The organism is Pseudomonas sp. TE3552, assembly GCF_056278945.1.
In genome coordinates this window covers 3,288,155-3,301,868 of sequence record NZ_JBWBQJ010000001.1, presented here as the reverse complement: position 1 = coordinate 3,301,868, position 13,714 = coordinate 3,288,155, and the positions used below count along the sequence as shown (strand labels likewise).

The following is a 13,714-nucleotide window of genomic DNA, read 5'->3' as shown; positions in this document are numbered from 1 at the left end:
TTGGGCTGCGTAGCGGCCCTAAAACAAGCAACCGCGATCTGTCAGACATACCGTGCAAGCAGGTTTTGCGACGGCTTCGCCGCCGAACGGGGGCAAGCTCCCTCGCCACAAGATCTTCGGGCGGGAATGATCTAGTCTTGGCAGGCCCCAGGGAGAGATCGCCATGTACCGCTTCTTCGAACAGCTCAGTTCACGCATCGCCGCGCCTTTCATGGGTGAGCGTTCGCGCAACAGCAAGGTCTGGCATTGTCGCTGCGGGCAGTCGCTGTTCTTTCGCAACAGCCAGTGCCTGGCCTGCTCGGCGGCGTTGGGTTATCAGCCACAACAGAGTCGCTTGTCTTCGTTGCAACCCGGCCCGCAAGCAGATACCTGGTTGCTCGACGCCGATCCCGAGGCCGGTGTGTTCCGTCGTTGCGCCAATCTCGATTCTGCGGCGGCGTGCAATTGGTTGCTGCCGAGCAATGATCATGATGCGTTGTGCATCGCCTGTAGCTTGAATCGCACCATTCCCGACCTGACGATCGCTGAGAACCACGAGCGCTGGCGCAAAGTGGAAATTGCCAAGCGCCGTCTGGTGGCGCAGTTGCTCAGCCTGGGCTTGCAGGTCATTGCGAAAACCATGGATGAAGACGCTGGTCTGGCCTTCGACTTCATCGGTATCGACCTCGAAGGCAAGCCGCCGACCACCGGGCACGCCAACGGCCTGATCACCCTCGACATCAAAGAAGCCGACGATGCCCATCGCGAGCAGATCCGCGTGCAAATGCACGAACCCTATCGCACGTTGCTTGGGCATTTTCGCCATGAAACAGGGCATTACTACTGGGATCGGCTAATCGCCAACAGTGATTGGCTGGAACCCTTTCGTGGCCTGTTCGGTGACGAGCGTGCCAGCTACGCTGAAGCCCTTGAGCGGCATTATCAGCAAGGCGCGCCGCTTGACTGGCCGCAACATTCCGTCAGCGCCTACGCCACCATGCACCCCTGGGAAGACTGGGCGGAAACCTGGGCTCACTACCTGCACATGATGGATGCAGTAGACACCGCGCTGGGTTTTGGCATGAGCGCCCAGGAACTGGATTTCGATTACCAGCCGTTTCCGCCGAGCACGCTATTCGACCCGCAGCACCCTGGCGGTCCGGCGTTCCTGTCGTTCGTCAACGCCTGGATCGAGCTGGCCGGCATGCTCAACGAACTGTCACGCAGCATGGGCCAGCCGGATTTCTATCCGTTCGTCCTGCCGCCAGCGGTGATCGCCAAGCTGCACTTCGTTCATCTGGTGATCCAGCAGGAGGGCGGCCGGGCGGATGAGGTGTTGCACGATCTGTAGCTTCCGAACGCAGGCTTCGCCAGCTGTTACAGGTCGCGATCTTTTAAGGTTAGCGCATGTCCTTGAAGAGGCTCATATTTTTTAATCTGCCCGAACGGTTGTAACTTCGTCTCAGATAGGTACAATGGCGCGGCTCGCCGTCAGGTGAGCGTCGTTATGGTGACCCCATCGGTCCCCCCGCAACGATCAGCCGTGAACCCGGTCAGGCCTGGAAGGGAGCAGCCGCAGCGGTGACATTGTGTGCCGGGGTGTGGCTGGTGGGGTTGCCTCCATAACGCAACACGAACCCTCTTTCGTGTTTTCTATCTAAAAAATACTAACTTTCCCCTGCCATGGAGCTCATCCAGGGCGGTGTTTCGTCGTTTCCGATTTGAAGAGCGCGGAATATAAAAAAGGAGGCCGATCTGCCGTATTCGACAGGTCCGCCTCCTTTTTCATTGACTGGCACTAAGGCTTGGACAAGGCCTGGTCAACCGCTGCGATCAGCTTTCCCAGATCCTTCGGGGTGGCTTTGTGTATGACGCTGAACAGGTACGCCCGCTGTTCATCTTCGTCGCCCAGATCTGCAAAAAAGGCTTTCAGCTTCACGCCCAGCACGTCGGCAAGCAGGAACAATGCTTCCACGCTGGGGGTATAGGTGCCAGTTTCGAAGCGGCTGATGGTTTTGGGGTCAAAACCGGTTTTTTCGCCGAGTTCAGCCTGAGTAAGCCCTGCGACCTTGCGGTAGCGTCGGATGGCCGCACCCAAACTTGAAATTTGCATCGCTCAATTCCCATTTAGAATCAAGAACTTAACGATAGATTTTTGCATTAGGCAACTGCATGATCCATCACCTTGCTTTGCAAAATGTGATGCATTTCGTAGAATCGCCGCTTCGAAGGGGTTTTTGGTGTTCTGCTTTCTGAAGTTTAGGCGATATGAAAAAGCCAGCATTGCGCTCCCTTACCGGGCATGCGGAGAGACCGTTGGCGGTCGAGCCTCACGAAATGTTACCCCGAGTCGGTGTTGCTGCCTTGCCCGAAGCCTTTGAGCCTAGTTGATCTTCGGCTGTCCGGGGGCGATCAAATGCTGTTCATGGAGCGATAACGTGTCTCTGCGCCGTACTTCTCAAATCATCTCTTCCGGGCATCCTGCGCTGGTCGAGCGGTACCACCGCTAGCGACAGAGCCTGACTCATGGATGAGAAATACCGCAGGGCCGTGGATGCCGCCGCGATTTTTTCCGAGACCGATCTCAACGGCCGGATTACCTACGTCAACGATCAATTCTGCGCCGTGTCCGGCTACAGCCGCGAGGAACTGCTCGGGCAGAATCATCGCCTGCTGAACTCCGGCCTGCACTCCGCCGAGTTCTTCGCCGCCATGTGGCGCACGATCGCCTTGGGTAATATCTGGAAGGGCGAGATCTGTAATCGCGCCAAGGATGGCAGCCTGTATTGGGTCGACAGCACCATGGTGCCGGTGCTCGATGACGCCACCGGGCACGTTAACCGATACCTGTCGATTCGTTTCGACATCAGCGAAAAGCGTCAACTGCTGCAATCCCTGCAGTGGCGGGTCGGGCACGATGTGCTGACCGGGCTGCCCAATCGCGCGTTCCTCTCGGATTTGCTGGATCAAGCGCTGGAATTCTCCCGGCATGAAAACATTCCGTTAGCAGTGTGCATGCTTGACCTCGACGGGTTCAAAGCGGTCAACGACGGCTATGGCCACGCCAGTGGCGATATGTTGCTGGTGGAAGTGGCCAAGCGCCTGCGCGACATTGTGCGCGGCGAAGACGTGGTGGCGCGACTGGCCGGCGACGAGTTTGTGCTGGTGTTGCGTTACGTGCGTGATCTGCCGGAATTGCGCGCGGCGCTGAACCGCGTGCTGGGCGCGATCTCGGAGCCTTATGCACTGCACGGCAAGGACATCAATGTGTTTGCCAGTATCGGCGTCACTCTGTTTCCCCATGACAACGAAGATGCCGAAACCTTGCTGCGTCACGCCGATCAGGCGATGTACGTGGCCAAGCAGGGCGGGCGAAACCGTTTTCATCTGTTCGACGTGTCCCGGGATCAGGAGGTCAAGGCCACTCACCAGACCGTCGAACGGGTACGTCAGGCTTTGATTGCCGGCGAATTGCGCCTGTATTTTCAGCCCAAGGTGAACATGCGTCGCGGCGTGGTCGTCGGTTTCGAAGCGTTGTTGCGTTGGCAGCATCCGCAAAATGGCATGGTCCTGCCTCGGGAGTTTTTGCCGCTGGTGGAAGACACGGACCTGATCATCGATATCGGCGAATGGGTGATGGACCAGGTTTTGTCGCAGTTGCACCGTTGGCAACAGGCGGGGCAGGGCTGGCCAGTCAGTATCAATATTGCGGCGCGACATTTTCAGCGTGCGGATTTCGTCGATCGGCTCAGGCACGTACTCGGTCGACATGCCCAGGTAGCCCCGCAGATGCTCGACCTGGAAATCGTCGAATCGGTGGCGATCGAGAATATCCAGCATGTCAGCGCCTGTTTGCAGGCCTGTCAGGCGTTGGGGGTGCAGTTTTCCTTGGGTGACTTTGGTACGGGTTATTCGTCCTTGAGTTACCTCAAGCGTTTGCGTACCCAAACCATCAAGATTGATAAATCATTCGTGCGAGACATTCTGAATGATCGTGACGACCTGGCCCTGACCACGGCGGTGATCAGTCTCGCCCGGGCATTCGGCCGGCAAGTGATTGCCGAGGGGCTGGAAAGCCTTGAACACGGTGAGTTGCTGTTGCGGTTGGGGTGCGAAGTTGCGCAAGGCTACTTCATTGCCCGACCCATGCCACCCGACGAGGTGCCGGACTGGGTAGCGGGGTTTGTCGCCCCGTTACAATGGCGGGCACTCGACCAGATAGCCTGAGAGCCAGCGGCTACTGATCAGAATTGCCGGTATAGAGCCGGATGATGTCATTGATCTCCCCGGACGTTTTCATTTTCAGCAAGGTGTCCAGGATGTGCTGCACGGGCATCTTGGGGTCGTTGCGCACGTAGCAACCGACGGTTTGCTCGTGCACCAGCGCCACGCTTTGCAGTTGCTGGTCAGGCAGCAGGCGCTGGTTGAACCAGTCCAGGGTCCATTGATTGCTCACGGCATAGTGGTAGCGTCCGGCCAGCAGTTTTTCCAGCACCTGTTCCTGATTGCGCGCGTCTTCGCGGTGCAACCGGTCGGCATCGAACAAGGGTTGCAGAGTCGGGTAGCTATAGCCGCGCACGGTGCCGATCGACTGTCCGGGCAGGTCTGCCAGGTTGACTGATGTGGGCGAGTTGCGCTGGCCAATCAGCAAGTCGCGCTGGACCAGCAGCGGAACGCTCCAGATATAGTCCCCGGACAGGTTCGGCAACCAGGACTGTGAAACATGGCAGCGGATATCGACTTCGCCATGGTCCATGGCGTTTTGCACTCGCGCCCGAGGCAACACATGAAACTCTGCGGGCATGCCGACTTGTGTCGCCAGGCTGAGCATCATGTCGTACAAAATGCCCTGGGTCGGCCGGCCGCGCTCGAGTTGCACCATGGGCATGGCCCAGCTGTCGGACACGACAAAGCGCAGCGGCGCGTCGGCGGCCGCGACACTCAGGCTGACCAATAGCAGCAATACCCCCAAGGCAAAACGCATAAACGCTCCGGTACGGCTCAAACCTGAGCCCATAAATGCCCCTCAACGTGCAGCTTAGCCAGAATAGACGAGCGCACCGGATGCAATTTTGGCCTTGCTCCGCTAGCATTAGCCGCTTGTGTTCCTTCGTTGCGACGGTTTTCGATGAGTTATCAGGTTCTTGCACGTAAATGGCGTCCGCGCTCGTTCCGCGAAATGGTCGGCCAGACCCATGTGCTCAAGGCTCTGATCAATGCCTTGGACAGCCAGCGGCTGCACCACGCCTACCTGTTTACCGGCACCCGCGGCGTCGGCAAGACCACCATCGCGCGGATCATCGCCAAATGCCTGAACTGTGAAACAGGTATCACCTCGACCCCCTGCGGCGAGTGCTCGGTGTGCCGCGAGATCGATGAGGGCCGCTTCGTCGACCTGATCGAGATCGACGCCGCGAGCCGGACCAAGGTCGAAGACACCCGCGAACTGCTCGACAACGTGCAGTACGCGCCGAGTCGCGGGCGCTTCAAGGTCTACCTGATCGACGAAGTGCACATGCTCTCCAGCCATTCCTTTAATGCGCTGTTGAAAACCCTCGAAGAGCCGCCGCCCTACGTCAAGTTCATCCTGGCCACCACCGATCCGCAGAAACTTCCGGCAACGATTCTCTCGCGGTGCCTGCAGTTCTCCCTGAAAAACATGACCCCGGAACGGGTGGTCGAGCATCTGAGCCATGTGCTGAGCGTCGAGAACGTGCCGTTCGAAGACGACGCGCTGTGGCTGCTGGGCCGCGCCGCCGACGGTTCGATGCGCGACGCCATGAGCCTGACCGACCAGGCCATCGCCTTCGGTGAAGGCAAGGTCCTGGCCGCCGACGTGCGGGCGATGCTCGGCACCCTCGATCATGGCCAGGTCTACGACGTCCTGCATGCGCTGATCGAAGGTGATGCCAAGGCGTTGCTCGAAGCGGTGCGCCATCTGGCCGAGCAAGGCCCGGACTGGAACGGCGTACTTTCGGAAATTCTCAACGTGCTGCACCGTGTCGCCATCGCCCAGGCCCTGCCTGAAGGTGTCGACAACGGCCATGGCGACCGTGATCGGGTGCTGGCGCTGGCCCAGGCACTGCCGGCCGAAGATGTGCAGTTCTATTACCAGATGGGCCTGATCGGGCGCCGGGATTTGCCGTTGGCACCGGACCCGCGCGGCGGCTTTGAGATGGTTCTGCTGCGGATGCTCGCGTTCCGGCCGGCAGACACCGCGGATGCTCCCAGGCAACCGCTAAAGCCGGTGGGGATCAGCCAGGCCACGGTTGATTCCGCAAACTCAGTGGCTGCCGTGCCGGTCGTTGCGCCGGTAGTCGCTGCGGCGGTTGCACCGGCTCCAGTTGCGCCCGTGGCTGCACCGGCGCCAGCACCGGCGGCCGAACCTGAGCCGGTCGCACCCGTGGTCGTGCCTGAGCCCGAGCCGGTTGCCGAGACTGCAGCGGTCGAAGAAGTCGTCGATCTGCCCTGGAACGATCCGGTAGAGCCCGAGGTTGTCCAGCAGCCCGCCGTCGAGCCAGTGCTGGAAACGGCCGGCGAACAACCCGAATTGCCGCCGATGCCCATGCCGACACCGGACAGCGTAGTGCCAGACGCGCCGGAGTGGGCCGCTGCGCCGATTCCGGAACCGTCCGTGGCCGAAGTCGATGCTGCGACGCCAGGCATGGACCCGGACGACGAGCCGCCGCTGGACGAGGACTACATCGAGCCGGACATGGATTCGGCCTACAGCTACCTCGACGAACTGGCCAGTGAGCACACCGCCGAACCTGCGCCGGAACCCGAGCCTGAACCGGCCGCGATGCCTGCCACCGGCCTGGCCCTGCAATGGCTGGAGTTGTTCCCGAAATTGCCGATATCCGGCATGACGGGCAGTATCGCCGCCAATTGCACGCTGATCGCCGTCGATGGCGACAACTGGCTGTTACACCTGGACCCGGCCCACAGTGCCTTGTTCAACGCGACGCAACAACGTCGCCTCAATGATGCGCTGAACCAGTTTCACGGGCGCACGCTGACCCTGAGCATGGAGCTGATCAAGCCCGAGCAGGAAACCCCGGCCCAGGCCGCATCCCGCCGCCGCGCCGACCGTCAGCGCGAGGCCGAGGAATCGATCCACGGCGATCCGTTCATCCAGCAAATGATGCAGCAGTTCGGGGCGGTGGTCCGTCACGATACTATTGAACCTGTCGAGGCTCTGGTCAGTCAGGGCTAATAACTGAAAGCGCTTGGCCGCACTCGCCGGGCGTTGTTTTTATCCAAGTACTTTTGAGGTGATTCCCATGATGAAAGGTGGCATGGCCGGCCTGATGAAGCAGGCGCAGCAGATGCAGGAAAAAATGGCCAAGATGCAGGAAGAGCTGGCCAACGCCGAAGTCACCGGTAAAGCCGGTGGCGATATGGTCACCGTGGTAATGACCGGTCGTCACGACGTCAAGCGCGTGACCATCGACCCAAGCCTGGTCGAAGGCCTGAGCGAAGACGACAAAGAGATGCTGGAGGCTGTATTCGCCGCCGCCGTCAACGACGCCGTGCGCAAGATCGAAGCCAACAGCCAGGACAAAATGGGCAGCATGACCGCTGGTATGCAACTGCCACCGGGTATGAAACTGCCATTCTGATTCGCCAACGCGCGTTGGATGGGTTAAAAAAATGCCAGGCATCGCGCCTGGCATTTTTGTTTCTGGCTGGTTTTTGCTAATCCCTGTGGCGAGGGAGCTTGCTCCCGTTGGACTGCGCAGCAGTCCCCCTCTTTTCAGGTAGAGAGTGGGGCCGCTACGCGACCCAGCGGGAGCAAGCTCCCTCGCCACAGTGAAAAGTAGGCAAACGGGTGGTGCGGGTTGCGCGGACTGAGTAATTGGCGCTGCTATTTGACGCTAAACAGAGGCGCGGGTATAAACCGCGTCTCGTTGTTATGTCGGACTTTTTCCCCATGAGCTTCAGCCCTTTGATTCGCCAACTGATCGATGCCCTGCGAATTTTGCCGGGTGTGGGTCAGAAAACTGCCCAGCGCATGGCGTTGCAACTGCTTGAGCGCGATCGCAGCGGCGGTTCGCGACTGGCCCAGGCGCTGAGCCAGGCCATGGAAGGGGTGGGCCATTGCCGCTTGTGCCGCACGCTGACCGAAGACGATTTGTGCCCGCAATGCGCTGATCCACGCCGTGACGACACCTTGTTGTGTGTAGTGGAAGGTCCAATGGACGTTTACGCCGTGGAGCAGACTGGTTTCCGCGGTCGCTACTTTGTGCTCAAGGGCCACTTGTCGCCTCTGGACGGGTTGGGGCCGGAAGCCATTGGCATTCCACAACTGATGGCGCGGATCGAAGAGGCGGGCACGTTTACCGAAGTCATCCTCGCCACCAACCCGACGGTGGAAGGCGAGGCCACGGCGCATTACATCGCCCAGTTGCTCAGCAACAAGGGCCTGATTGCCTCGCGCATTGCCCACGGCGTGCCGTTGGGTGGCGAGCTGGAACTGGTGGATGGCGGGACATTGGCGCATTCGTTTGCCGGGCGTAAGCCGATTTCGCTGTAACCGCATCTTCAATCCTCACTTGAAAACCAAGCAAGCGCTCGGTTAACTTCGCTGAACCTTCAGTGGAGTTCGCCGATGCCTGCCTTCCAGGAATACTTCGACCCCAGCCACCAATTGGTCCGCGACAGCGTCAGACGTTTCGTCGAGCGCGAGATTCTTCCCGACATCGATCAGTGGGAAGAAGCCGAAAGCTTTCCCCGTGAGCTCTACCTCAAGGCCGGCGCGGCGGGGATTCTGGGCATCGGTTATCCCCAAGCCTTGGGCGGTAGCCATGAAGGCGATGTGTTCGCCAAGATCGCCGCCAGTGAAGAGCTGATGCGCTGTGGTTCCGGTGGTTTGGTCGCGGGGCTGGGCTCGCTGGACATCGGTCTGCCGCCGATCCTCAAGTGGGCCAGGCCCGAAGTCCGCGATCGTGTTGTGCCTCTGGTGCTGGCGGGTGAGAAGATCAGCGCCTTGGCCGTCACCGAGCCCAGTGGCGGCTCCGATGTGGCCAACCTGCAAACCCGCGCCGTGCGCGACGGCGACTTCTACCGGGTCAGCGGCAGTAAAACCTTCATTACCAGCGGCGTTCGCGCGGATTTCTACACCGTCGCGGTGCGCACCGGCGAACCGGGTTTCGGCGGCATCAGTTTGCTGCTGATCGAGAAAGGTACTCCCGGTTTCACCGTCGGTCGCCAGTTGAAGAAAATGGGCTGGTGGGCGTCGGACACTGCCGAGCTGTTTTTCGATGATTGCCGGGTGCCGATGGGCCATCTGATCGGTGCCGAAAACAAGGGCTTCACCTGCATTATGGGCAACTTCCAGAGCGAGCGTCTGGCCTTGGCGCTGATGGCCAACATGACCGCGCAGTTGGCGCTGGAGGAGAGCCTGAAATGGGCTCGCCAGCGTGAAGCCTTCGGTAAACCCATCGGCAAGTTCCAGGTGCTCAAGCACCGCCTCGCGGAAATGGCCACGGCGCTGGAGGTTTCACGGGAATTCACCTACCGCCAGGCGACGAAAATGGCGGCCGGGCAGAGTGTGATCAAAGAGATTTCCATGGCGAAGAATTTCGCTACAGACACCGCAGATCGCATTACCACCGACGCGGTGCAGATTCTGGGTGGTTTGGGTTACATGCGTGAAAGTCTGGTGGAGCGGCTGTACCGCGATAACCGGATTCTGTCGATTGGTGGCGGGACGCGGGAAGTGATGAACGAGATTATCAGTAAGCAGATGGGGCTGTAGTTGGCGGTGTGGCAATTGACGCCATCGCGGGCAAGCCCGCGAAGGCGTCCTTCCAGACGCCGCTTACTTATCGCTCAACGCAAACTGCGTCAGACAGAAAGTCGGAATCCCCATGTCTTCCAGCCGTTGCGAGCCACCCAACTCCGGTAAGTCAATGATCGCCGCCGCTTCATGCACCCGCGCACCCATGCGCCGAACCAGGTTGGCCGCCGCAATCAGCGTGCCGCCGGTGGCGATCAGGTCATCGAACATCACCACCGAATCACCCTCGCACAGGCTGTCGGCGTGGACTTCGAGGAAGGCTTCGCCGTACTCGGTCTGATAACCCTCGGCCAGCACGTCGGCCGGTAATTTGCCTTGCTTGCGAAACAGCACCAGCGGCTTGTTCAACTGATAAGCCAGAATCGAGCCGATCAGGAAGCCGCGGGCATCCATGGCGCCGATGTGGGTAAAGTCGGCCTCGACGTAACGATGGGCAAAACTGTCCATCACCAGGCGCAGGGCCGTGGGCGACTGGAACAATGGGGTGATGTCGCGAAAGATCACGCCCGGCTTGGGGAAGTCGATCACGGGGCGGATCAGGGATTTGATGTCGAAGGAGTCGAAGACCATCGTCGAAGTGTCCTGGCGGGCTGCAAACGATGCAGTATAACGGCGGCTGAAACGTTTCGCTCAGCCGCCATCGCCAGGATCAGCCCTCGAGCGAACCGCCAGCCAGGGCGCAGAGCTGGATCGGGTCGAGGATATGCACTTCCTTGCCCTCGGCGGCGATCAGTTCGTTTTGCTGGAAGCGAGTGAACACCCGGGACACGGTTTCCACTGCCAGGCCCAGGTAATTGCCGATTTCGTTGCGCGACATGCTCAACCGGAACTGGTTGGCCGAGAAACCCCGGGCGCGGAAACGTGCCGACAGGTTGACCAGGAAGGTGGCGATGCGTTCGTCGGCGGTTTTCTTCGACAGCAGCAACATCATTTGCTGATCGTCACGAATCTCGCGGCTCATCACTCGCATCAACTGACGGCGCAGTTGTGGCAGTTGCAGGGCCAGTTCGTCGAGGCGCTCGAACGGGATTTCGCACACCGAGGTGGTTTCCAGGGCTTGCGCCGAGACCGGGTGCTGCTCGGTGTCCATGCCCGACAGGCCGACCAGCTCACTCGGCAAATGGAAGCCGGTGAGTTGTTCTTCGCCGCCATCGCTCAGGCTGAAGGTTTTCAGGGCGCCGGAGCGTACTGCATAAACGGAATCGAAAATGTCGCCCTGGCGAAACAGGAACTCGCCCTTTTTCAGCGGTCGACCGCGTTTAACGATTTCGTCCAGCGCATCCATGTCTTCCAGATTCAAAGAAAGTGGCAGGCAGAGAGGGGCCAGGCTGCAATCCTTGCAATGGGCCTGGCTATGAGCGCGCAGCTTTACTGGCTCGGACATTTCTTTAATCCTTGTGGGAAAACACACATAAGCCGTAAGGGTAACTCACGGGAGGACATTCGGGCCAGCCTGCGACAATTAACCATAGGGGGCCTAGGGTCTATTGGCTAGATCACTCGTGAAAACCGCTGGCGATTGGTGTGTTCCAGATACGCATCGAACGCCATGCACACCGAACGCACCAGCAGCCGGCCTGCGGGGAGCACGGTGATCCGTTGGTTGTCCAGCTCGATCAGTCCGTCCTCGGCCATCTTCTGCAACTGTGGCCAAAGCTCGCTGAAGTAACCGCGAAAATCTATATTGAACGCCTGCTCGATTTCCGCGAACTCCAGGTTGAAATGGCAAATCAGTTGCTGGATCACTGCTCTGCGCAAGCGATCGTCAGCGTTGCACACCAGGCCGCGGCTGGTGGCCAGTTGAGCGGATGCCAAAGCGTTCTGGTACTGGTTGAGGTCGCTGCTGTTCTGGCAGTACAGATCGCCGATCTGGCTGATGGCCGATACCCCCAGGCCGATCAAATCGCAATGACCGTGGGTGGTATAGCCCTGAAAGTTGCGTTGCAAGGTCGATTCTTCCTGCGCAATCGCCAATTCATCATCGGGCAGGGCGAAGTGATCCATGCCAATGTAGCGGTAACCGGCGGCGGCCAGCTGTTCGATGGTGCGCTGGAACATTTCCAGCTTCTGCGCCGGCGCCGGCAGTTCGTTGCCGTTGATCCGCCGTTGCGGCATGAAACGTTCCGGCAAATGGGCGTAGTTGAACACCGAGAGCCGGTCCGGTTGCAGGTTGATGACTTCGTCGACGGTGCGGGCGAAATTCTCGGGTGTCTGCTTCGGCAGGCCGTAGATCAGATCGATGTTGATCGAGCGAAATTGCAGGGTACGGGCGGCGTCGATTACCGCTCGGGTTTCTTCCAGGCTTTGCAGGCGATTGACCGCTCGTTGCACTACCGGGTCGAGGTCTTGCAGGCCGATGCTGACCCGGTTGAAGCCCAGCTCACGGAGCAGCCCCATCGTCGACCAGTCGGCCTCGCGCGGGTCGATTTCGATACCGTAGTCGCCGGAATCGTCGTCCAGCAGGTTGAAATGCTTGCGCAACTGGGCCATCAACTGACGCAGCTCATCGTGGCTGAGAAAGGTCGGTGTGCCGCCGCCGAAATGCAGTTGTTCGACTTTCTGCATCGGGTCGAGGTGGCAGGCGATCAGCTGGATTTCCTGTTCCAGGCGCTGCAAATAGGGCAGGGCGCGGCCGCGGTCCTTGGTGATGACTTTGTTGCAGGCGCAGTAGTAGCAAATGTTCGCGCAGAACGGCACGTGCACATACAACGACAGCGGGCGCAGGGCCTTGCGGCTGTCGCGCAGGGCGTGAAACAGGTCGAAGGTGCCGATCTGGCTGTCGAATTGCACAGCGGTCGGGTATGAGGTGTAGCGCGGTCCCGCCAGGTCGTAACGGCGGATCAGATCTGTGTCCCAACGAATGGCGTCGAGCATGCGGGCATTCCCCGGATAGGCTGGCTGTGTGTGCGAGTCTAGGGGTAAGTGCTGTGGGGCATCTTGATTTGCATCAAGGGTCGGGATTTGGGTTGTCAGTGAGGGCTCAATCGCGGGCAAGCCCGCGATGGGCACACCGCCGATCTAATGCCCCATGAGCCAATGCTGATGCGGCCCTGGCAAGGTCCAGATACCGAATAACATCACCAGCAAGCCACCCGTCATGCGCACGCTGCGTTTGCGCAATAACGCCGTGACGCGCTCAGCGGCCAGCCCTGTGGCGAGCAGCACCGGCCAGGTGCCCAGCCCGAATGCCAGCATCAGCAAGGCACTGTCCAGCGCATTGCCCTGGCTCGCCGACCACAGCAATGTGCTGTAAACCAGCCCGCACGGCAGCCAGCCCCACAGCGCGCCGAGCAGCAAGGCGCGGGGCAGGTTCGATACTGGCAGTAGTCGGTTGGCAACCGGCTGGATATGCCGCCACAGACCGCGACCGAGGCTTTCGATGCGGGTCAAACCGCTCCACCAGCCGGCCAGGTACAACCCCATGGCAATCAGCAGCAGTCCGGCGAGGATGCGCATAAACATTGCCGCCGGGCTATTAGCCACGGCCCAGCCGGCCAGGCCGATCAGAAGACCCGCAGCGCCATAGCTGAGAATCCGCCCCAGGTTATAGGCCAGCAACAATCGAAAGCGTCGGTTGCGTTGTTCCTTGGGGATCGCCAGGGTCAACGCGCCCATCAAGCCGCCGCACATCCCCAGGCAATGCCCGCCACCGAGCAAGCCGAGGATCACCGCCGACACCAGCAGCGGTGCCAATTCAAACATGGGGCGGCGCCTTGTCGTCCGGTTTGGCCGGTTGGCTGCTGGCCTCGTCGACTGCTGCCGTGTGGTTCGGGTCCTGGTCGTCGAACAGGATGCTGTGGGCCGGGCCGTCGAGGTCGTCGTACTGACCGCTGTCGACTGCCCAGAAGAAGATGTAGACAGCGATGGCCACGATCAGCAGCGCGGCCGGGATCATCACGTAAAGAGCTGGCATCTGGACTCCATGCCCGCGCG

At 60.1% G+C, this 13,714-nt stretch carries 13 protein-coding genes and 1 other RNA gene; 7 read left to right on the top strand and 7 right to left on the bottom strand.

Translation table 11 applies throughout. From position 1 onward, the window contains the following. The first annotated feature begins 163 nt into the window (after positions 1-163). A complete protein-coding gene (locus ACZ9BB_RS14730) occupies positions 164-1,330 on the top strand; it encodes a zinc-binding metallopeptidase family protein (RefSeq protein WP_476214399.1) in 1,167 nt (388 codons plus the stop codon). Between the two features lie 166 nt (positions 1,331-1,496). Next, positions 1,497-1,593: signal recognition particle sRNA small type (gene ffs, locus ACZ9BB_RS14725), an RNA gene on the top strand. A 184-nt stretch (positions 1,594-1,777) separates the two neighbouring features. On the opposite strand, the gene ACZ9BB_RS14720 is transcribed toward ffs, so the two are convergent. Beyond that, the gene (locus tag ACZ9BB_RS14720) at positions 1,778-2,092 is read right to left on the bottom strand and encodes a helix-turn-helix domain-containing protein (protein ID WP_476214398.1); all 315 of its coding nucleotides are present in this window, start codon (positions 2,090-2,092) and stop codon (positions 1,778-1,780) included. A 413-nt stretch (positions 2,093-2,505) separates the two neighbouring features. Here ACZ9BB_RS14720 and ACZ9BB_RS14715 point away from each other — a divergent pair, with 413 nt between their 5' ends. Then, entirely contained in the window at positions 2,506-4,206 is a 1,701-nt protein-coding gene (locus ACZ9BB_RS14715) for a putative bifunctional diguanylate cyclase/phosphodiesterase (protein ID WP_476214397.1), read from the top strand. Between the two features lie 10 nt (positions 4,207-4,216). On the opposite strand, the gene ACZ9BB_RS14710 is transcribed toward ACZ9BB_RS14715, so the two are convergent. Further along, entirely contained in the window at positions 4,217-4,963 is a 747-nt protein-coding gene (locus ACZ9BB_RS14710) for a substrate-binding periplasmic protein (RefSeq protein WP_476214396.1), read from the bottom strand. A gap of 144 nt (positions 4,964-5,107) precedes the next feature. Here ACZ9BB_RS14710 and dnaX point away from each other — a divergent pair, with 144 nt between their 5' ends. From dnaX to ACZ9BB_RS14690, 4 genes are all read left to right on the top strand, one after another. Beyond that, positions 5,108-7,195, top strand: coding sequence for a DNA polymerase III subunit gamma/tau (gene dnaX, locus ACZ9BB_RS14705; RefSeq protein ID WP_476214395.1), 2,088 nt, complete (start codon positions 5,108-5,110; stop codon positions 7,193-7,195). Between the two features lie 67 nt (positions 7,196-7,262). Beyond that, positions 7,263-7,601: a YbaB/EbfC family nucleoid-associated protein gene (locus tag ACZ9BB_RS14700; RefSeq protein WP_007933349.1), complete on the top strand. Its 339-nt coding sequence runs from the start codon at positions 7,263-7,265 to the stop codon at positions 7,599-7,601. A 311-nt stretch (positions 7,602-7,912) separates the two neighbouring features. Further along, positions 7,913-8,515 carry a recombination mediator RecR gene (recR, locus tag ACZ9BB_RS14695; RefSeq protein WP_007933351.1) on the top strand — a complete coding sequence of 201 codons (603 nt, stop codon included), beginning with the start codon at positions 7,913-7,915 and terminating at the stop codon, positions 8,513-8,515. A gap of 75 nt (positions 8,516-8,590) precedes the next feature. After that, positions 8,591-9,739, top strand: coding sequence for an acyl-CoA dehydrogenase family protein (locus ACZ9BB_RS14690; RefSeq protein WP_476214394.1), 1,149 nt, complete (start codon positions 8,591-8,593; stop codon positions 9,737-9,739). A 63-nt stretch (positions 9,740-9,802) separates the two neighbouring features. Here the strand turns inward: ACZ9BB_RS14690 and ACZ9BB_RS14685 are convergent, their stop codons facing one another. From ACZ9BB_RS14685 to ccoS, 5 genes are all read right to left on the bottom strand, one after another. Further along, positions 9,803-10,351 carry an adenine phosphoribosyltransferase gene (locus tag ACZ9BB_RS14685; RefSeq protein WP_476214393.1) on the bottom strand — a complete coding sequence of 183 codons (549 nt, stop codon included), beginning with the start codon at positions 10,349-10,351 and terminating at the stop codon, positions 9,803-9,805. 79 nt (positions 10,352-10,430) lie between these two features. Next, a complete protein-coding gene (fnr, locus tag ACZ9BB_RS14680) occupies positions 10,431-11,165 on the bottom strand; it encodes a fumarate/nitrate reduction transcriptional regulator Fnr (protein ID WP_476214392.1) in 735 nt (244 codons plus the stop codon). Positions 11,166-11,272: 107 nt separating this feature from the next. Next, on the bottom strand, positions 11,273-12,655 hold the full coding sequence (gene hemN / locus ACZ9BB_RS14675; protein WP_476214391.1) for an oxygen-independent coproporphyrinogen III oxidase: 1,383 nt from the start codon (positions 12,653-12,655) through the stop codon (positions 11,273-11,275). Positions 12,656-12,799: 144 nt separating this feature from the next. Further along, positions 12,800-13,483, bottom strand: coding sequence for a sulfite exporter TauE/SafE family protein (locus ACZ9BB_RS14670; RefSeq protein WP_476214390.1), 684 nt, complete (start codon positions 13,481-13,483; stop codon positions 12,800-12,802). Continuing rightward, positions 13,476-13,694, bottom strand: a complete 219-nt coding sequence (ccoS, locus tag ACZ9BB_RS14665) for a cbb3-type cytochrome oxidase assembly protein CcoS (protein WP_476214389.1) — start codon at positions 13,692-13,694, stop codon at positions 13,476-13,478. Before ccoS ends, ACZ9BB_RS14670 begins: the two co-directional genes overlap by 8 nt. Positions 13,695-13,714 lie beyond the last annotated feature (20 nt).

Excerpts from the sequence above, each read along its gene's own strand:
- ACZ9BB_RS14730 (WP_476214399.1), top strand. The coding sequence starts at position 164 with ATGTACCGCTTCTTCGAACAGCTCAGTTCACGCATCGCCGCGCCTTTC.
- ACZ9BB_RS14720 (WP_476214398.1), bottom strand. The coding sequence starts at position 2,092 with ATGCAAATTTCAAGTTTGGGTGCGGCCATCCGACGCTACCGCAAGGTC.
- ACZ9BB_RS14715 (WP_476214397.1), top strand. The coding sequence starts at position 2,506 with ATGGATGAGAAATACCGCAGGGCCGTGGATGCCGCCGCGATTTTTTCC.
- ACZ9BB_RS14710 (WP_476214396.1), bottom strand. The coding sequence starts at position 4,963 with ATGCGTTTTGCCTTGGGGGTATTGCTGCTATTGGTCAGCCTGAGTGTC.
- dnaX (WP_476214395.1), top strand. The coding sequence starts at position 5,108 with ATGAGTTATCAGGTTCTTGCACGTAAATGGCGTCCGCGCTCGTTCCGC.
- ACZ9BB_RS14700 (WP_007933349.1), top strand. The coding sequence starts at position 7,263 with ATGATGAAAGGTGGCATGGCCGGCCTGATGAAGCAGGCGCAGCAGATG.
- recR (WP_007933351.1), top strand. The coding sequence starts at position 7,913 with ATGAGCTTCAGCCCTTTGATTCGCCAACTGATCGATGCCCTGCGAATT.
- ACZ9BB_RS14690 (WP_476214394.1), top strand. The coding sequence starts at position 8,591 with ATGCCTGCCTTCCAGGAATACTTCGACCCCAGCCACCAATTGGTCCGC.
- ACZ9BB_RS14685 (WP_476214393.1), bottom strand. The coding sequence starts at position 10,351 with ATGGTCTTCGACTCCTTCGACATCAAATCCCTGATCCGCCCCGTGATC.
- fnr (WP_476214392.1), bottom strand. The coding sequence starts at position 11,165 with ATGTCCGAGCCAGTAAAGCTGCGCGCTCATAGCCAGGCCCATTGCAAG.
- hemN (WP_476214391.1), bottom strand. The coding sequence starts at position 12,655 with ATGCTCGACGCCATTCGTTGGGACACAGATCTGATCCGCCGTTACGAC.
- ACZ9BB_RS14670 (WP_476214390.1), bottom strand. The coding sequence starts at position 13,483 with ATGTTTGAATTGGCACCGCTGCTGGTGTCGGCGGTGATCCTCGGCTTG.
- ccoS (WP_476214389.1), bottom strand. The coding sequence starts at position 13,694 with ATGCCAGCTCTTTACGTGATGATCCCGGCCGCGCTGCTGATCGTGGCC.